General features: G+C 34.5%; 19 protein-coding genes, 3 pseudogenes and 2 riboswitches. Of the genes and pseudogenes, 10 read left to right on the top strand and 12 right to left on the bottom strand.

Features of this window, described 5'->3' with window-relative positions:
• Positions 1-52 precede the first annotated feature (52 nt).
• Positions 53-670, top strand: coding sequence for an ImmA/IrrE family metallo-endopeptidase (locus CQZ94_RS06145; protein WP_105584663.1), 618 nt, complete (start codon positions 53-55; stop codon positions 668-670).
• Between the two features lie 15 nt (positions 671-685).
• Here CQZ94_RS06145 and CQZ94_RS06140 read toward each other — a convergent pair whose 3' ends face one another.
• From CQZ94_RS06140 to CQZ94_RS06125, 4 genes and pseudogenes are all read right to left on the bottom strand, one after another.
• Positions 686-901 (bottom strand): DNA-binding protein, encoded by a 216-nt coding sequence (locus CQZ94_RS06140; protein WP_105584662.1) that lies wholly within the window; start codon positions 899-901, stop codon positions 686-688.
• 4 nt (positions 902-905) lie between these two features.
• Positions 906-1671: pseudogene (locus CQZ94_RS06135) on the bottom strand (DUF1129 domain-containing protein).
• Positions 1672-1684: 13 nt separating this feature from the next.
• A pseudogene (locus CQZ94_RS06130) lies at positions 1685-2452 on the bottom strand (DUF1129 domain-containing protein).
• Complete coding sequence (locus CQZ94_RS06125) at positions 2452-2784, bottom strand: PadR family transcriptional regulator (protein ID WP_105584661.1); 333 nt, start codon at positions 2782-2784, stop codon at positions 2452-2454. The pseudogene CQZ94_RS06130 and the gene CQZ94_RS06125 overlap by 1 nt, the downstream one beginning before the upstream one ends.
• A gap of 196 nt (positions 2785-2980) precedes the next feature.
• Between CQZ94_RS06125 and CQZ94_RS06120 the strand changes: the two genes are divergently transcribed.
• Positions 2981-3757: a 3-hydroxybutyrate dehydrogenase gene (locus CQZ94_RS06120; RefSeq protein WP_105584660.1), complete on the top strand. Its 777-nt coding sequence runs from the start codon at positions 2981-2983 to the stop codon at positions 3755-3757.
• A 35-nt stretch (positions 3758-3792) separates the two neighbouring features.
• Here CQZ94_RS06120 and CQZ94_RS32345 read toward each other — a convergent pair.
• From CQZ94_RS32345 to CQZ94_RS06105, 4 genes and pseudogenes are all read right to left on the bottom strand, one after another.
• Positions 3793-3885 (bottom strand): annotated as a pseudogene (locus CQZ94_RS32345) (YvrJ family protein); the annotation flags it as partial.
• 43 nt (positions 3886-3928) lie between these two features.
• Entirely contained in the window at positions 3929-4984 is a 1056-nt protein-coding gene (gene mtnA, locus CQZ94_RS06115) for an S-methyl-5-thioribose-1-phosphate isomerase (protein ID WP_105584659.1), read from the bottom strand.
• The gene (mtnK, locus tag CQZ94_RS06110) at positions 4981-6162 is read right to left on the bottom strand and encodes an S-methyl-5-thioribose kinase (RefSeq protein WP_105584658.1); all 1182 of its coding nucleotides are present in this window, start codon (positions 6160-6162) and stop codon (positions 4981-4983) included. Before mtnK ends, mtnA begins: the two co-directional genes overlap by 4 nt.
• 88 nt (positions 6163-6250) lie before the next feature.
• Positions 6251-6391: riboswitch (SAM riboswitch) on the bottom strand.
• A gap of 72 nt (positions 6392-6463) precedes the next feature.
• Positions 6464-7327 carry a carbon-nitrogen family hydrolase gene (locus CQZ94_RS06105; RefSeq protein WP_142395769.1) on the bottom strand — a complete coding sequence of 288 codons (864 nt, stop codon included), beginning with the start codon at positions 7325-7327 and terminating at the stop codon, positions 6464-6466.
• Positions 7328-7341: 14 nt separating this feature from the next.
• On the opposite strand from CQZ94_RS06105, the gene CQZ94_RS06100 reads away from it, so the two are divergent.
• The 6 genes from CQZ94_RS06100 (at position 7342) to CQZ94_RS06075 (ending at position 12374) form a co-directional block, all read left to right on the top strand.
• Positions 7342-8532, top strand: coding sequence for a pyridoxal phosphate-dependent aminotransferase (locus CQZ94_RS06100; RefSeq protein WP_105584657.1), 1191 nt, complete (start codon positions 7342-7344; stop codon positions 8530-8532).
• A gap of 52 nt (positions 8533-8584) precedes the next feature.
• A riboswitch (SAM riboswitch) is annotated at positions 8585-8690 on the top strand.
• A gap of 64 nt (positions 8691-8754) precedes the next feature.
• On the top strand, positions 8755-9999 hold the full coding sequence (gene mtnW, locus CQZ94_RS06095; RefSeq protein WP_105584656.1) for a 2,3-diketo-5-methylthiopentyl-1-phosphate enolase: 1245 nt from the start codon (positions 8755-8757) through the stop codon (positions 9997-9999).
• Positions 9996-10655 carry a 2-hydroxy-3-keto-5-methylthiopentenyl-1-phosphate phosphatase gene (locus CQZ94_RS06090; RefSeq protein WP_105584655.1) on the top strand — a complete coding sequence of 220 codons (660 nt, stop codon included), beginning with the start codon at positions 9996-9998 and terminating at the stop codon, positions 10653-10655. The genes mtnW and CQZ94_RS06090 overlap by 4 nt, the downstream gene beginning before the upstream one ends.
• A complete protein-coding gene (locus CQZ94_RS06085) occupies positions 10652-11290 on the top strand; it encodes a methylthioribulose 1-phosphate dehydratase (protein WP_002111581.1) in 639 nt (212 codons plus the stop codon). The genes CQZ94_RS06090 and CQZ94_RS06085 overlap by 4 nt, the downstream gene beginning before the upstream one ends.
• Positions 11268-11780: a 1,2-dihydroxy-3-keto-5-methylthiopentene dioxygenase gene (locus CQZ94_RS06080; protein WP_105584654.1), complete on the top strand. Its 513-nt coding sequence runs from the start codon at positions 11268-11270 to the stop codon at positions 11778-11780. Before CQZ94_RS06085 ends, CQZ94_RS06080 begins: the two co-directional genes overlap by 23 nt.
• A 318-nt stretch (positions 11781-12098) precedes the next feature.
• Positions 12099-12374 carry a hypothetical protein gene (locus CQZ94_RS06075; RefSeq protein ID WP_105584653.1) on the top strand — a complete coding sequence of 92 codons (276 nt, stop codon included), beginning with the start codon at positions 12099-12101 and terminating at the stop codon, positions 12372-12374.
• Positions 12375-12430: 56 nt separating this feature from the next.
• Here the strand turns inward: CQZ94_RS06075 and CQZ94_RS06070 are convergent, their stop codons facing one another.
• From CQZ94_RS06070 to CQZ94_RS06055, 4 genes are all read right to left on the bottom strand, one after another.
• Positions 12431-12763, bottom strand: coding sequence for a DUF3909 family protein (locus CQZ94_RS06070; protein WP_105584652.1), 333 nt, complete (start codon positions 12761-12763; stop codon positions 12431-12433).
• Between the two features lie 5 nt (positions 12764-12768).
• Entirely contained in the window at positions 12769-13647 is an 879-nt protein-coding gene (locus CQZ94_RS06065; protein ID WP_105584651.1) for an NAD(P)-dependent oxidoreductase, read from the bottom strand.
• A 4-nt stretch (positions 13648-13651) separates the two neighbouring features.
• Positions 13652-14788, bottom strand: a complete 1137-nt coding sequence (locus CQZ94_RS06060; RefSeq protein ID WP_105584650.1) for a serine hydrolase — start codon at positions 14786-14788, stop codon at positions 13652-13654.
• Positions 14789-14879: 91 nt separating this feature from the next.
• The gene (locus tag CQZ94_RS06055; RefSeq protein WP_142395761.1) at positions 14880-16172 is read right to left on the bottom strand and encodes a sensor domain-containing diguanylate cyclase; all 1293 of its coding nucleotides are present in this window, start codon (positions 16170-16172) and stop codon (positions 14880-14882) included.
• Positions 16173-16502: 330 nt separating this feature from the next.
• On the opposite strand from CQZ94_RS06055, the gene CQZ94_RS06050 reads away from it, so the two are divergent.
• Positions 16503-17120 (top strand): nitroreductase family protein, encoded by a 618-nt coding sequence (locus tag CQZ94_RS06050; protein WP_105584648.1) that lies wholly within the window; start codon positions 16503-16505, stop codon positions 17118-17120.
• A 236-nt stretch (positions 17121-17356) separates the two neighbouring features.
• Complete coding sequence (locus tag CQZ94_RS06045) at positions 17357-17575, top strand: hypothetical protein (RefSeq protein ID WP_002088422.1); 219 nt, start codon at positions 17357-17359, stop codon at positions 17573-17575.
• The last annotated feature ends 73 nt before the right edge of the window (positions 17576-17648 follow it).

Here is a 17648-nt window from a genome sequence, read left to right as displayed (position 1 = left end):
ATCTTTCCCCACATATATTATAGAAAGAATTTTTTCATTTGAGGTGTTCCTTATGGATTCATACGTTAATATATGTGTTTGCATTACTCCAGGCGCCGATATTTCTGACGACCGTATTGCAAAAGATTTAGCAGTTGCAGAATCAATTTGGCATCCCATTACATTTCAAATTAAAGAAGTAATTGTACTAAACGAACTTTTCCGTTTTTCTAATCGGGAAATTAGTTATAAAAACTCCATTCAAAGTCAGGAAAAATTATCATCCTTTTTTCAAACTTGTGTTAACGAATCTCCTGAATGTGACCTTTATATTTGTTATATTGGCAGTGATTATTTCAAAGAAACCGCAGTAATCGCTTGCGCTTACTCTCTAGCGAAACAACAACAACTTACTGGTTACATCGTTCTAACAAACTCAGCTGCTCCAATGAAAAATATATACACCCTCGCTCACGAAATTGGTCATATTTTATTTACAAGACGAATTCATGGAAAACTTACGCACGCAGATCCCCACTCTCCAACTGGTTCTGAACACCACCCTTCTCCCTCAAACCTTATGTACCCTATAGTCCCTCGTCCTGATCAAGTTCACATCAATTCATTATTAACAAATGAACAAAAAGCGCTCTCTTTACAAAGCACTTTATTACAAAGAAAAAAACAGTAACGATATTGTTACTGTTTAAAACAACATATTCCAATCAACAAACCAAATACCGGCTGCGAGAAATAAAAACATACAACTAAAGATAAGCGTAATCCCCCTAAAAATCCCTATATAATATTTCTTTGGAAATACTTTTTTGCATATCCAGAGCAGCCCTTTTCCTATTAAACCGAAAAACAAAACATATCCTGATGTATCATCTAATAAAGTATTAAAATATTCATCATGTATTCTTCTAGTTTACACTTTTTCTCTCTTCATTTTTTAAAGACCATCTCATTAATACGTATAAACTACCGTACAGAAGTAAAGGCTCTAACATTCCCCAATACAGGTTTTTCTTTCCTAACTCTTTAAATACAAACATAATTATTAGCGGTATAATGACAGCTAATATTCCAATCCAGCCAAGTATGTACGCTTCCCCAATTAACAATACTAATAAGACAATTCCAGCTAGTATATAACTTTGCATAGTAGTTAATTGCAATACAGGTGTCCCATACCATTTATTCATAAACATTAATAACACTAGTAATAGAATAGGAACCATTACTATTATGTAAATAATACCAAACTCTACTAACTAACTTACTTTTAAAAGAAGACATTCTAAACGCAATAATTGTTCCAATAATCGTAATTATTAAGACGATAGGATATCCAATCAACTGCACATTCGTTAATATAAATTCATGATTTGGGCTTTCAAATAAAATATTTGTAAGTAACCAATATCCACCAATACCAATAATCATTCCTAAAATACTTTTTATACCCCCGCTTTTATCCTTCTCCATCTCATTCGCTAATTCTTCTGCATACTCTTTTGGTGAGTCACCAAATATATCACTTACCGTCTTCCCCTTTTTCTTACCTTCTATTAAATGAAGTTCTGCATCTTCGAGAAAAGCGTCCACGTCTTCTTCTTTAATCCCCTTCGTTATTAAATACACTTTCGTATCGATTAAAAACTTTTCCCCTTCTTTAGAAACCTTCATTATAACCCCTCCCTTATTTAACCGTTTCTCTTCTATTCGTCTTCATCATAATTTCAACGAAAATTAAAATAAATAAACTTCCGTATAAACATATAACTTGAAATAACATTGGCACGAGATCTTCCGATGTAAATGTTTTAAACACTAACATAATAGAAAGCGGAATAATTAAATATAAGTTTTTAAACCATCCTTCAAAATACAGATTTATAACTACAGTAATGACAAAAATTATCCCAGCCATTATACAACTTTGAACTAGAGTGAACGTAAACATCATTGTAGGATATATCACATCTAATATCGTAACTGCTCCTAACAGAAACATTGGCGCTATCATGACTAAAAACCACATAGAAAACCATGTTTTTGTAAAACTCGTTAAAAAGGTCATTTTACGAATTAAAACATTCGGACCAATAATAGCTAGAATCAAAGTAAAACTATATCCAACACATTGAATCAGAGAAATCTGTAGAAGGCCATTATTGACTACTAGAATAGAAGCAATAATCCAAAACGAAACGATATTCATTACCGTAAACCCAATTTGCTTTCACGTTTCCTGTCTATCCCTTCCCATTACTTTTACAAGTTCATTTGCATATTCTTTCGGTGAGCTTCCGAAAATATCTTCTACACTTTTCCCTTCACTCTCACCTTCTATTAAATGCAACTCTGCATCTTCTAAAAAGCTTTCAATATCACTTTCTTTCACACTCTTTGCCGTCAAAAACAATCTCATATCCAATAAAAAATTTCGCGATTCATTTGATAGCATTATTTTTTTCTCCCCTTCCCTTCAAGTAAACGCTCTACACTACTTTGCATCGCTTCCCAGCGATCCATAAATTCAACTAGTGCTTCTTCGCCTTTTTCTGTTAATGTATAGTATTTTCGCTTTGGGCCAGATGGAGATTCCTTCATTACACTTGTTATTAATCCTTCCTTTTGCATTCGTATTAATAACGGATAAATACTCCCCTCACTTGCCATTGTGAAACCATATTTCGCTAGTTTTTCACTCATTTCATAACCATATATTTCACCTTCAGAAATAATAGCAAGGAGGCAACCTTCTAAAATCCCTTTTAGCATTTGACTTGTCGACATAATTCAAATCCTCTCACTATCTTGTTTTACAAGATAGATAAACATAAGTATCTTGCTTTACAAAATAGTATAGCAGAGACTATTTTGCAAAACAAGATAGCTAAATATATTTTTCCAAATGTTTGCAGGAATTTCATTATCACCTCTCTAAATAGAGCAATAAGAGAACTTTTATTATGAAGGAGTGTTTTTCATCATGGTTACAAATCGAGTTGTCTTTTTAACAGGTGCTGCGAGCGGTATTGGTTATGAAATGGGTAGTGCTTTTGCAAAAGAAGGTGCGAAAGTTGTCATTAGTGATCGCCTTGAAGATCGTGCAAAAGAAGCTGCTGAACAATTACAAAAGGAAGGATTTCAAGCTATCGGTTTAAAATGTGACGTTACATCCGAAGAAGAAATTACAACAGCACTTTCTCAAACAGTTAGTCATTTCGGTTCATTAGATGTATTAATTAACAATGCAGGAATGCAACATGTTTCACCGATTGAAGATTTTCCAACTGAGAAATTCGAGCTTCTTATTAAAATTATGCAAATCGCTCCATTTATCGCCATCAAACATGCTTTTCCCATTATGAAAAAACAAAAATATGGCCGGATTATTAACGTCGCTTCTATTAACGGTCTTGTCGGATTCGCTGGAAAAGCTGCCTACAATAGTGCAAAACATGGCGTAATTGGATTAACAAAAGTTGCGGCCTTAGAAGGTGCTACCCATGGTATTACTGTAAATGCCCTTTGTCCTGGTTATGTCGATACCCCTCTTGTACGTAATCAACTAGAGGATTTAGCTACTACACGAAATGTACCACTTGAAAATGTTTTAGAAGATGTTATTTATCCACTTGTACCACAAAAGCGCTTATTACAAGTACAAGAAATTGCTGATTATGCTATGTTTTTAGCGAGTGAAAAAACAAAAGGCATTACTGGTCAAGCTGTCGTTATTGATGGTGGATATACTGCTCAATAAAAAATAAAGTTTGCTCACAAAGAGCAAACTTTATTTTACTTTCTATCGCGAGGATCTTCATACTTTAGTAATTGTTGAGGGAGTTTCTCAATTGCAACAATTACTCCGTCTAATTTGCTTTCAATACGAGGAACAGAGAATCTTAGGCATAAAAAAACAAGCTATTTGTGATTAGCTTGTTTTTTCAAATAATGATGTAATTTCTTGCTTATAATCTCCACGTAAAATACCTTTCTCAGTTATAATTCCTGTAATTAATTCATGCGGTGTTACATCAAATGCAGGGTTAAATACAGGCGTTCCAATTGGCGCCACTTGTTTCCCAAAAATTTTCGTAACTTCTGTTTCATCTCTTTCTTCAATAACAATTTCAGCACCTGTTTGTTTCGTAATATCAAACGTAGATAACGGAGCTGCAACGTAAAATGGGATACCGAAATACTTTGCTAATATAGCTAAATTTAATGTTCCTATTTTATTAGCAGTATCACCGTTTTCAACGATTCGATCTGCCCCTACGATAATCGCATTAATTTCTTTCGTTCGAATTGCATGTGCTGCAGTATTATCCGTAATAAGCGTTACATCAATGTCTGCTTGCTTCAATTCCCATGTCGTTAAACGACCACCTTGTAAAACCGGTCTCGTTTCACACGCATACGCATGTAAACGCACGCCCTTCTCTTTCCCAATATAAAATGGGGCTAATGCTGTTCCATATCTAGCAGTTGCAATACTTCCAGCGTTACAAATTGTTAAAATTTTATCACCGTCTTTAAAACATGTTAAAGCATGTTCTCCAATACTTCGGCATACCTTTTCATCCTCTTGCTGAATACGAAGTGCTTCTTCTTCTAATATTTTTTGTGCTTCTTTTATTGTAGCAATCCCTCGTATAGCTTCTCTCATGCGATCAATTGCCCAAAATAAATTGACTGCCGTCGGGCGTGATGTCCCTAAATAGTTACAATCTCTATTAAACTTCTTTTGAAATTCATCGATATTTGTAGCATCGTATTTCTTTGCCGCAAGCGCCAAACCAAACGCAGCTACAATTCCAATTGCAGGTGCTCCGCGTACTTCTAACATAATGATACTTTTCCATACATCTTCAACATTCGTTAATGTTTTGTATTCAGTGACATGTGGCAACTTTGTTTGGTTTAATACCGCAATGGCATCTCCTTTCCAACTTACTGATCTCGGAACAGTAATGATTGTACTCATGCCTTTACGCCTCCTGAAATTGTATGTTGAAATAATGTTCGGAACAGTTGTATATCTGCGCTCTTTGATTCATATTTTAATAGTTCTCTTCCTAAATAAAGTGCTTGTTTTTTAGCTTGAATTCTTCTTTCTTTATCTGATATTTCATCTAAATCTGCTACGTGTGCTAGACCAATTGTTCTACGAATAAGTTCACATCCAGCAAATCCAACAATATCACTAAAAATATTTCGCAAAATAATTGGTAACCATTGTTTCTCTTTCGTATATACTTCTACACCTTCTCCAATCCATAGCTTTGTAAAAGCTTCTACAAAATAACTCCATGTTTTCTCGATATGGAAAAATAGCACAATTCTTTTTTCCTCTTCACGCGATAACGCATTTAATAATAAATTTGCAATAAATTGACCAAGATCAAATCCAAATGGACCGTACGTTGCAAATTCTGGATCAATTACTTTCGTTTCAGAAGGCGATGAAAATATACTACCAGTATGTAAATCCCCATGAATGAGCGCTTCTTTTCTCGTTAAAAACTTATACTTATACTGTGCTACTTTTAATTTTAAAGTTTTGTCACTCCACAGTTCATCAACCGTTAGTTGTAACTCTGGCTCATAATCATTCGTATCATAATGACCAAACGGATCTGTAAACACTAAATCTTCTGTTATTTTACTAAGATCTGGATTAACAAATTCACTATCTAACACTCTTTTCTCTTCTGAACGTACGCCGAAATCTGAAGTATAAAATAAAACATGTGCTAGAAAGCGACCAATATGCTGGGATAGAAGAGGATACTCTTCTCCATCTATTAATCCTTTTCTTGTAATCGTTAGTCTTGATAAATCTTCTATTACTGTCACTGCCAACTCCTCATCATGACTGTATACTTCTGGAACGTATTCCGGTACATACTTCGCAAAAATTTGCAGTGCTTTACTTTCAATCGTTGCTCTTTTTATTGACAATGGCCAGCTCTCGCCAACTACTTTCGCATATGGAAGTGCTTGTTTTATTATAATTGTCTTCTCTCCATCATCTAATTTGAATACATAATTTAAATTGCCATCTCCAATTTCATGGCAGATTACATTCGCTTTCTTTTCAAAGTATCCATGTTCTTTTGCGTAGTGTACAGCTGTTTCTTCTGTTAATGAATAATATCCCATCGTCTTCTCCCCCTTTTAATTCAGAGGTTTTTCTAGCACAGAAAAACCTCTTTCCACGAAGAAAGAGGTTTGAAGTTTATCTTCTCCCCTCTTATCTGCCAGAAAGTTTACTTTCTGCTGGAATTAGCACCGTGCCTTTTGGCGTAATAAACGCCCCATTTCACAATGGTATTACGGTCGGTTGCTGGGCTTCATCGGGCCAAATCCCTCCACCTGCTCTTGATAAGAGTTGTATAATTTTTTCGAATTTTTAACTTTATGATGAAGAATATACCAAGAATAAAAATCACTTGTCAATATTTTATTTATATAATTCTGGGCGGCGATCTGCAAAAACTGGAATTCCTTTACGAACTTCTTTAATCTTTTCTAATTTCAGCTCCCCAAATAAAATAGATTCCTCTTCATCTGCCTCTACTACAACTTCTCCCCAAGGATCCACAATTAAAGAATGACCTGCAAACTCATTATTCGGATCCTTTCCGGCTCTATTACATGCTACAACATAACACTGGTTTTCAACTGCTCTCGCCTGTAAAAGCAAACGCCAATGCGCTAAACGTACTAATGGCCATTCTGCTACAACAAATAAAACTTTTGCACCTTTAGCAGTATGAACACGCATCCACTCCGGAAAACGAATATCATAACAAATTGTGCCAGCGCACTCTACATCATCTAGCGTAAATTCACCCGTACCATTACCCGCTACTAAATATTTATGTTCATCCATAAGCTGAAATAAATGCACTTTACTATATTCATTTACTAGCTGTCCTTCGCGGCTTACAACATACATCGTATTTGTAACACCTTGCTCTGTTTGCTTTGCTATGGAACCACCAACAATATGTACACCATATTGTTTCGACCATTCTTTCAACATTTCTTTCGTTTTCAATCCATCCCTATCTGCAATCTCAGAAAGCCTTGTTAAATCATATCCTGTTGTCCATAATTCTGGTAAGACGATAATATCTGGTCTTTCCTTCATCGCCTCGTTTATTTTACTTTTAGCATTCTCAATATTTTTTTCTACATCTCCAAAGATAATATCCATTTGAATACATGCGACTTTCATTTTGTCCGCCCCATTCTTAATTTTTTCTTTACAAAATACTGGAAAGATTATATCATTTGTCACTAGAATTGTAACAACTTTCAAAAGAGGTGGAAAGTATGAAATTATTTCAACCTTCCAAAGTAGTAACATCATTGCCAACACAATTTTTCGCTTCACTTGTTGCAAAAGTTAACAAAGTCGTTGCAGCTGGTCACGATGTTATTAATCTAGGTCAAGGTAATCCAGATCAACCAACACCGCAGCATATCGTAAAAGCTTTACAAGATGCTGCCGAAAAGAGCATTCATCATAAATATCCGCCATTTCGCGGACACGAAAGCCTAAAAGAGGCCGTAGCAGCCTTCTATCAGCGTGAATATGATGTAGTAGTAAATCCAAAAACTGAAGTTGCTATTTTGTTTGGTGGAAAAGCTGGATTAGTAGAATTACCAATTTGTTTTACAAACCCTGGTGATACCATTCTGGTTCCTGATCCAGGCTATCCAGATTATTTATCCGGAGTTTCTTTAGCAAAAGCGCACTTTGAAACAATGCCGCTTATTGCAGAAAATAATTTTTTACCGGATTATACAAAAATTGATGACTCTGTTGCCCAGCGAGCGAAGTTAATGTTTTTAAACTATCCAAATAACCCTACCGGTGCTACAGCATCAAAAGAATTCTTTGATAAAACCATTCATTTTGCTAATAAACATAACATATTAGTTGTTCATGATTTTGCTTACGGTGCTATCGGATTTGATGGTCAAAAGCCTGTTAGTTTCTTGCAAGCAGACGGTGCCAAAGATACAGGAATTGAAATTTACACTTTATCGAAAACTTTCAATATGGCTGGATGGCGTATTGCTTTTGCAGTGGGGAATGAAAATGTCATCGAAACAATTAACCTATTACAAGATCATATGTATGTTAGTATTTTTGGTGCAGTTCAAGATGCTGCCCGCGAAGCACTATTAGGCTCGCAGTCCTGTGTGGTAGAACTTGTTAATAGTTATGAATCTCGGAGAAACGCTCTTATTTCAGCTTGTCACTCAATTGGTTGGAATGTAAACATTCCAACAGGATCATTCTTTGCATGGCTTCCTGTACCAGAAGGATATACATCTGAGGAATTTTCTGATATTTTACTAGAAAAAGCACACGTTGCAGTTGCTCCTGGTGTTGGATTTGGTGAGCACGGCGAAGGGTATGTCCGTGTTGGTCTCTTGCATACAGAAGATAGATTACGAGAAGCAATTAATCGAATTGATAAATTAAATTTTTTCAAAAAGTCATTGACAACATAAAAAATATCTGACAAAATTCAGTTATCTTAAAAATTTAAACATTTCTAAATACTTCTTATCAAGAGCAGGTGGAGGGACGAGCCCGACGAAACCCGGCAACCGATCTACAATTGTAGACACGGTGCTAATTCTCGCAGCGTTACGCTGACAGATAAGGAGCTGGTTGTAAAAAAACCTCTCCTTAGCTGAGAGGTTTTTTTATTTAACTAGGAGGTTATAACAATGAGCGGAATTATAGCGACATATTTAATCCACGATGATTCTCACAACTTAGAAAAGAAAGCGGAACAAATTGCAATTGGTTTAACAATTGGTTCATGGACTCATTTACCACACTTATTACAAGAACAATTAAAACAACATAAAGGCAATGTCATTCATATTGAAGAGTTAGACGAACAAGAACATATTAACTCTTATCTTGGCAAAAAAGTATCACGTGGAATCATTAAAATTCATTATCCATCGCTGAACTTCAGCCCAGACTTACCAGCCATTTTGACAACAACATTTGGAAAACTTTCGTTAGATGGGGAAATTAAACTAATTGATTTAACATTCTCAGACGAATTAAAGAAACAGTTCCCTGGACCGAAATTTGGAATTGAAGGCATCCGAAACCTTTTACAAGTTCAAGATCGCCCTCTTCTAATGAGTATTTTCAAAGGGATGATAGGACGGAATATTGGATATTTAAAAACTCAACTACGCGATCAGGCAATTGGAGGCGTAGATATTGTAAAAGATGATGAAATTTTATTTGAAAACTCATTAACACCACTTACAAAAAGAATTGAATCTGGGAAAGAAGTTTTACAATCTGTATACGAAACTTACGGACATAAAACTTTATACGCAGTAAATTTAACAGGGCGAACTTATGATTTAAAAGAGAACGCGAAACGTGCGGTGGTAGCTGGAGCAGACATTCTTTTATTTAATGTATTTTCTTATGGATTAGATGTACTGCAATCACTTGTAGAAGACGATGAAATTCCAATTCCTATTATGGCACACCCAGCTGTAAGTGGCGCTTATTCGTCATCGAAACTATACGGGTTCTCTTCTCTATTACTACTTGGAAAATTACTACGTTACGCTGGTGCTGATTTCTCTTTATTCCCATCACCATACGGCAACGTTGCATTAGAGAAAGAGGAAGCTCTTCTCATTACAGAAGCATTAACTGAGGAAGACCACTATTTCAAGAAAAGTTTTTCTGTTCCATCTGCTGGAATTCATCCTGGTTTCGTTCCCTTTATTCTACGAGATTTTGGTAAGGATGTCGTTATTAATGCCGGCGGCGGGATTCATGGGCATCCAAATGGAGCTCAAGGTGGTGGCAAAGCTTTCCGCGCTGCAATTGAAGCTACTTTACAAGGTAAACCACTCCATGAAGTGGATGAAATAAATTTGCATAGCGCACTACAAATATGGGGAAATCCTTCTCATGAGGTGAAATTATGAGTATTCAAGTATTTTGTGATTTCGATGGTACGATTACAAATAACGATAATATCATGTCCATTATGAAAAAATTCGCACCACCAGAAGCAGAGGAAATTAAGCAAAAAATTTTATCGCAAGAACTTTCTATTCAAGAAGGTGTTTCTCAATTATTCCGATTAATACCTATTAATCTACACGATGATATTATTCAGTTTTTACAAGAAACTGCTGAAATACGTACAGGTTTTCATGAATTCATACAATTTATTAATGAAAATAACATTTCCTTTTACGTTATATCAGGTGGAATGGATTTCTTCGTCTATCCACTCTTACAAGAAATAATCCCTAAAGAACAAATTTATTGTAATGCAACTGACTTTTCAGGAGAATTTGTTGAAGTTAAATGGCCGCACCCTTGTGACGAGCAATGTCAGCATAGTTGCGGTCTCTGTAAATCATCATTAATTCGTAAACTAAGCTCTAAAGATGATTTTCATATTGTGATAGGAGATTCCATTACTGATTTACAAGCAGCAAAACAAGCAGATAAAGTATTCGCCCGTGACTTCCTTATTACAAAATGTGAAGAAAATCATATTGCTTATACATCCTTTAACACATTTCACGATATTCAAGTCGAATTACAACATTTGTTGGAGGTGAAATCATGAAACAACTTTTTCGTCAATGGTATGACTTAAGTGAAATAAAAAAAGAATTAACAACTCGGAATTGGTTTCCAGCAACGAGTGGAAATATTTCTATAAAAGTCAGTCATGATCCCCTTACTTTTCTTATTACAGCAAGTGGCAAAGATAAAACAAAAACCACTCCAGATGATTTTCTATTAGTAAATCATCAAGGAGTTCCCGTTTTAGAAACTGAGTTACGCCCTTCAGCAGAAACAATATTGCATACACATATTTATAACAGTACGAATGCCGGGTGCGTACTTCATGTTCATACAACTGATAATAATGTCATCACAAATTTGTATAGTGATAAAGTCACCCTTCAAAATCAAGAGATTATTAAAGCTCTTGATATTTGGGAAGAAGGTGCAACGATTAACATTCCTATTATCGAAAATGATGCTCATATCCCAACGCTTGGAGAGAAATTTCGAAAGCATATACAAGGAGATTCAGGAGCAGTATTAATTCGAAACCATGGCATTACCGTATGGGGCCGTGATAGCTTTGATGCAAAAAAAAGATTAGAAGCTTATGAGTTTTTATTCCAATTTCATATAAAATTATTATCAATTCAAGGAGGCGTTTCTAATGGCGCAAATTCGTATTCATGAGGAAAATACTCGTATTGAAAATGAAGTAGAAGTATCAAGCTTTTTGCAGGGAGAAGATGTTTTATATGAGAAATGGAATATTTCTAAACTTCCTACTCATTTAAAAGAAAATTACTCCTTAACAGATGAAAACAAAGCTGAAATATTAACGTTGTTTTCAAAAGAAATTGCTGATGTTTCAGATCGTCGTGGTTATAAAGCATATGATGTGATTTCACTTTCAAATAGCACACCTAACCTTGACGAATTATTAATTAATTTTCAAAAAGAACACCATCATACTGACGATGAAGTTCGCTTTATTGTCAGCGGTCATGGCATCTTCGCTATTGAAGGAAAAGATGGTCGATTCTTTGACGTTGAACTTGAGCCTGGTGATCTTATATCTGTACCTGAAAATGCAAGACACTATTTTACCTTGCAAGATGATCGCCAAGTTGTAGCTATTCGCATTTTTGTTACAACAGAAGGCTGGGTTCCAATTTATTAAGGTAGTTAGTTGAATAAAAGGGCTTGGACCCCCTTTTCCAACCTTTTATTCACTCTACATATATACATCCTCCTATGGAACAGGCTTATTTCATTAAAATGAAGTAAGCCTGGTTTTTTATCTACTAAAATGATTTATTGCTTTCGTTTGTATATAAATAACCTCTCCAATCACAATTCCACTTTATCAAGTGTATTTTCCAATATTCTTTGAACATTTATTGAACTTTTTTGAATTTTTTCTGAAAATTCTGTTTTGCGTATGATATACTACAACTAATAAGAAGGAAAAGAATATTGCAAACAGAGGGGGATAATCATGAGTTTACTTATCGCACTTATACTAGGAGTTTCATGCGGAGCTATTCCTGTTATTTTAGGAGCTATTATGGAAGAATTAGAAGTTGGTGTTTTAGGTTTTGTCGCTTCTTGTGTAAGCGCTTTATTTTTCGGTTTATATGGTGCTATTCCTATCGCTATTCTGTACGCATTTTATATATTACGCCATGCTCGCGCAAAACAGCTCGGCCCTAATCACATTGCTCAAGTTATTCCATTCCCAATTGAACGATGCCGTCGCGCTTCGAGCCTATAATTATACAACTTAAATATTATGCCTGCCTAAATAAAAAGTCCTCAAATGAGGACTTTTTATTTATTTTCTTCTAGAAATTGAAACAATTCTTGCAAATGAAGTGCATCTTCACTATAGCTAACGGATACATGACATGTCCCTTCAATCTCAGCATGCATATAAAGGGCAATTCCATCCCGATCATATTTCAATGCCAAATAAAAATCCATTTCCTCTAACATCTTTTTCGAGGTTCGGATAACATAATGTCCTTTCTCATCTCGTCCATATTCGAACTTTGGCTCAAAATCATATTTTTGTTTAAAAGCCTCTTTTTGCTTATCATTAATCTGTACACAAGTTGCTCGCTGTACAGCATCAATCATCTCATCAAACTTTTGAAGATCCATCTCATTTACCCCCTTATATACTTTTTATATAATACTTGTGTCCCGCTATTCTCTTCTCCATCTTCGATTAACTCTTCATACAATTTCTTCGCTAAACTTAAACCTGGTACTGGTAATTGTAATTTTCCAGCCTCATCTAAAGCAATCTTCATATCCTTCATAAAATGCTTTACATAAAAACCAGGTTCAAAATCTCCCTTTAACATTCGAGGAGCTAAATTACTTAATGACCAGCTACCTGCTGCACCAGTTGAAATACTCTCTAATACTTTATCTGCATTAAGTCCGGCCTTTTTCGCATATGCTACCGCTTCACATACCCCTACCATGTTAGAAGCAATTGCAATTTGATTACACATTTTTGTATGCTGTCCACTCCCAGCTGGTCCTTGCAACTGGATATTTGTTCCTAGTTTTTCAAATAGAGGCAAGCATCTATCATATATTTCTTTCTCTCCACCTACCATAATTGCTAGTTTTGCTTCTTTAGCCCCAACATCTCCCCCAGATACAGGTGCATCTAGTGTATATATGTTCTTTCTTTTCGCAACTTCATTAATACGTTTTGCCAATGTTGGTGTAGATGTTGTAAAGTCAATTGCTATCGTACCTTCATTTCCATGTTCTAAAATTCCATCTATCCCGAAGTACACTTCTTCTACATCATGAGGATATCCAACCATCGTCATAACAACATCAACTTGCTTTACTAACGCCTTCGGTGTATTACACCAACTTGCACCCTCTTGTACTAAAGAATCCGCTTTTTCCTTCGTTCTGTTATATACATATACTTTATAACCGTTTTGCATTAAATGATGAACCATACTTTTTCCCATCACACCAATACCAATGAAACCAATTGATAAATTTTTACGTTCCATATTCTCATCCCCTTTGTTCTAATAAATCATTTACCATCTTTCGAAACTCTTTATTAAAATCATCATCCAAACTATTTTTCACATTTGAAAATAGTATAACAAATGTTCCTTTATCTTTATTAAAATTATTAAACGTATTCCAACCAGAGAGTACACCATGGTTGTGAAAATAATCTGGATATATGTAAAAACTAAATGCATATTTTCTTTCTTGTGAAGGTGTAAACATCACTTGTATACTTTGTTCTGATAGAAGCTTGCCATTTATTATCGCTTCGTCTAATTTTTTCATATCCCCAACTGTCGTATACATCTCACCACAACCATATAACCAGTCCATCTTTACTTCTTGTGCAGGTACAAGTACTTGATCTTTCTTCACATAACCCTTCGTGAAATTCGTGTCTCCAGGCACCATATTTCCCATACCTGATTCATGCATCTCTGCTTTTGTAAATATATTTTCTTTTATATAATCTCCTAAAGGCTTTTTCGTTATATTTTCTATAATATAAGCAAGCACCATATAATTATAATCCGTATACTTCCAACCTGATCCTGGTGGAAACTCTAATTTCTGACTTCCAATCCAATTTATTAAATGTATACGTGAAGCTACATTAACCTTCCCTTTTCCATTTTCCGGTAAACCTGATGTATGCGTTAATAGATGATATAAAGTGACATTTTTATCTGCTGGAAATGAAGGAATGTATTTATTTACATTGTCTTGAATATTTAACTTCCCTTGTTCTTGTAACTGTAAAATAGATGTAGCAACAACTGTTTTCGTAATAGAACCGATACGATATTTTGTTTGAGGCGTATTTTCTATTTTATTTTGAACGTCAGCATATCCATACCCTTTATTCAATATAACATGTTCTTTATCTGTCACCAAAACTGTCCCATTAAATTGCTTTCCTATTAAATATTGATCTAACTTTTGAGATATACTAGCATAATCAATTTGTTGTTCTTCTTTTTCTTCTATATTATCCTGTACTTCTGACTCAATAGCGGGCGTTACCTTTGTTGTTAATACTGTTTGCTCCTTTAGATTGGGACTATAGAGAAAATAGTATACTCCTCCGCAAACAACAGCAGACAGTGAAGCCATAGTCATTATTTTTTTTATCATGTTGTTCCTCCGTAATTACTTCATTTAAAATGGTCCCCCACATTCTATTATCGGGTAATAAAAAAAAATCGCAACATTTTGTTGCGAAAAATCACATTTTTTCTTTTCTATATATACATACTTGATTTTTCCCATTTTTTTTCGCTTCATATAATGCAATATCCGCTCTTTGCATTAACTCTTCTCTTGTAATTCCTTGCTCATATAACGCAACTCCAAAACTTGCTGTTAATTTCGAAATTCCAGAGAAATGCTTTGTTTCAATGAAAAATCGCAATGATTCCGCAACTTGAAACGCTTCTTTTTCTACCGTATTTGTCACTAATATTATAAATTCCTCTCCTCCCCATCTTGCAAATACATGTTGATCTTCAACTTTAGATTTCATAAGATCTGCAAGTTGTATTAATGCTAAATCGCCAAAATCATGACCATATGTGTCATTTACTGATTTAAAATTATCTATATCAAACAAAATAAGTGCAACTTTTTCATCATTACGCAATACATTCTCCCACTCTGTCTCCAATATTTGTTGGAATTTCAAGCGATTATATATTTCTGTCAATGAGTCTATCATAGCCAGTCTTTCTTGCTCTTGATAGATTTCATCTAATTCTGTAATCTCTGTGCACTTTACTATAAATCGTGATAAGTCTTCTGGTAATGGTGTCGCACGTAATAAAAAGGTATACGCTTCTCCTTCATAATTGTACATCTTAATTCTTCTTCCATTTGATAAAGTATCATCCAGCCATGTTATATCGTGAGTCGTCGAATAATAGCCATTCTCTCTAATAAGATGTTCTGCAAATACTAAATGCTGTTCACGATATTCAAATAAATTTTCATACCCGAAAAATTCCAAGAAATTTGTATTACAATCAACAATCTCATCATCTTCTACTATAAATAATAAATCATTTTGAAAATCAAACATCGTTTGAAGTAATTCTTGTTGTAAACTTACTTGCCGCACTAAAGAAAGCTGATATAAACTCTTATTCACTTCCTCTAGTACCACTTGTGGGGTTACTGGCGCTATAACAATATTACGTATTCCTAACATAAGTAAATCTGCAAACTCATTGTTTATCTGTTGATCCCAAATGATAATGAATGTACTCCGTGAATCATATATATTCTTTATATATTTTATTTGAGTAACATCTGTTACATACATAATTACAATATGCGGTCTAGTTCTATGAAACAATATTTCTCCTTCTTCAAAACTATTTGCTATAAACATACATTTTGGATGGACATTTTCTATCGTTTGTTGATGTGTACATCCATCTTCTATATAAAGGACATTCAACTGAAGATCTTGTAATACATTTTGGAAAACAGTATTCTCTAATAAAAAATGTAGTATGTTCATCACTAGTCTTCACTCACTTCATATATCTTGTTTTGCTGAATTCCTCACAATCATTTTATAAAAGATTGTACTCAAAAAAATCCGATTAGTGAGGGATACATATTAACAAGCTAATTGAGAATGTTATCTTCGCTTATCTACTCTAGAAATTCCTTTTTTAGTGTATGATTATATGAATTGTATCGTTTGTATGAATGCCCTCCTTATTACTTAAAACTTGACAATTAAAATAAAGTTATTATATTCTTAAATTCAATAACTTACAAAATGTAAGTAGAATATATTACATGTATTTTAAATTAAGCTGATATGTAATTTGGAGGATATATAATGACAAACAGTGACTTTTTTAACGTTTTATATGAACGCACATCTACACGTGCATTCAACCCTGAAAAAGAAATTTCCAGTGCAGAATTACACGAAATTTTAAAAGCAGCTGCTCAAGCACCTTCTGCTTGGAACTTGCAACATTGGAAATTCTTTGTTTTCCAAGGCGAAGACGTACAAAAACGATTACACCCAATTGCTTATAACCAACAACAAATTCTTGATGCTTCTGCCGTAGTCGCTATTTTAGGTGATTTAGAAGCATATAAAAATGTTGAACCTGTTTACGGTCCAATTGTAGAACAAGGATTTATGAAAGAAGAAGCAAAAGAGCGCTTAGCTAAAAACATTGAATCTGCATATACTCGTGAGCAATACCCACGAGATGCTGCCTTTTCAAATGCTGCTTTAGCAGCAATGCAACTTATGCTTGCTGCTAAAGCAACTGGCTGGGATACTTGCGCAATTGGTGGTTTCAACCCACAAGCACTAATGGAAGAATTTAATGTTTCATCTCGTTACGTGCCAATTATGCTTATTACAATTGGTGAATCAACTTTAAAAGGTCACCCTGCACCGCGCATGAGCGTAGAACAAGTGAGCGAATGGGCGAAATAATAAAAAAACGAAGGTAATTTCATTACCTTCGTTTTTTTATACTCTGTCACACATCCGTAATATTAAAATGTATTATTCGACATCTACACATAGAGAAATCGTAATTTTCATGCTATCCCTATAAACAAATATGGCGTTTTGTGTCGAATTTTGTTAAAGTATCGAAATATAACCGTGTATTTTTGTTACAATTGTGATACAATGATAACAAATAGATAACAAGAGAGGGATTTTCATTGAGTTCATACGGAAGCTTTATCGCACTTTTAAGTTACATAGTAACTGTACTGCTGCTATATTTTATTGGCGATGCTGCAAACATATCAGTGTTACAATTCCCTAAAGAAGAAGCGTTACAATTAGAAGCAGAAAAACATACTGCACGATCCATTGCACCACTACTCTTAGCTCTTCCTGTATATATCATCGTTTTATATAAAAGTAAAAAAGTGTAAAGGCTACCTATTTCATTCATTTCGGTGGTCTTTACATTTTTTTGTGATATTTCCCCTATTTTAAACATCATTC

It is taken from the genome of Bacillus sp. MYb209, from assembly GCF_002975175.1.
GTDB lineage: Bacteria > Bacillota > Bacilli > Bacillales > Bacillaceae_G > Bacillus_A.
Note: the sequence above shows the minus strand (reverse complement) of the source record. Positions and strands in the feature narration are given on the sequence as shown.

Excerpts from the sequence above, each read along its gene's own strand:
- CQZ94_RS06145 (WP_105584663.1), top strand. The coding sequence starts at position 53 with ATGGATTCATACGTTAATATATGTGTTTGCATTACTCCAGGCGCCGAT.
- CQZ94_RS06125 (WP_105584661.1), bottom strand. The coding sequence starts at position 2,784 with ATGTCGACAAGTCAAATGCTAAAAGGGATTTTAGAAGGTTGCCTCCTT.
- CQZ94_RS06120 (WP_105584660.1), top strand. The coding sequence starts at position 2,981 with ATGGTTACAAATCGAGTTGTCTTTTTAACAGGTGCTGCGAGCGGTATT.
- mtnA (WP_105584659.1), bottom strand. The coding sequence starts at position 4,984 with ATGAGTACAATCATTACTGTTCCGAGATCAGTAAGTTGGAAAGGAGAT.
- mtnK (WP_105584658.1), bottom strand. The coding sequence starts at position 6,162 with ATGGGATATTATTCATTAACAGAAGAAACAGCTGTACACTACGCAAAA.
- CQZ94_RS06100 (WP_105584657.1), top strand. The coding sequence starts at position 7,342 with ATGAAATTATTTCAACCTTCCAAAGTAGTAACATCATTGCCAACACAA.
- mtnW (WP_105584656.1), top strand. The coding sequence starts at position 8,755 with ATGAGCGGAATTATAGCGACATATTTAATCCACGATGATTCTCACAAC.
- CQZ94_RS06090 (WP_105584655.1), top strand. The coding sequence starts at position 9,996 with ATGAGTATTCAAGTATTTTGTGATTTCGATGGTACGATTACAAATAAC.
- CQZ94_RS06085 (WP_002111581.1), top strand. The coding sequence starts at position 10,652 with ATGAAACAACTTTTTCGTCAATGGTATGACTTAAGTGAAATAAAAAAA.
- CQZ94_RS06080 (WP_105584654.1), top strand. The coding sequence starts at position 11,268 with ATGGCGCAAATTCGTATTCATGAGGAAAATACTCGTATTGAAAATGAA.
- CQZ94_RS06075 (WP_105584653.1), top strand. The coding sequence starts at position 12,099 with ATGAGTTTACTTATCGCACTTATACTAGGAGTTTCATGCGGAGCTATT.
- CQZ94_RS06070 (WP_105584652.1), bottom strand. The coding sequence starts at position 12,763 with ATGGATCTTCAAAAGTTTGATGAGATGATTGATGCTGTACAGCGAGCA.
- CQZ94_RS06065 (WP_105584651.1), bottom strand. The coding sequence starts at position 13,647 with ATGGAACGTAAAAATTTATCAATTGGTTTCATTGGTATTGGTGTGATG.
- CQZ94_RS06060 (WP_105584650.1), bottom strand. The coding sequence starts at position 14,788 with ATGATAAAAAAAATAATGACTATGGCTTCACTGTCTGCTGTTGTTTGC.
- CQZ94_RS06055 (WP_142395761.1), bottom strand. The coding sequence starts at position 16,172 with ATGAACATACTACATTTTTTATTAGAGAATACTGTTTTCCAAAATGTA.
- CQZ94_RS06050 (WP_105584648.1), top strand. The coding sequence starts at position 16,503 with ATGACAAACAGTGACTTTTTTAACGTTTTATATGAACGCACATCTACA.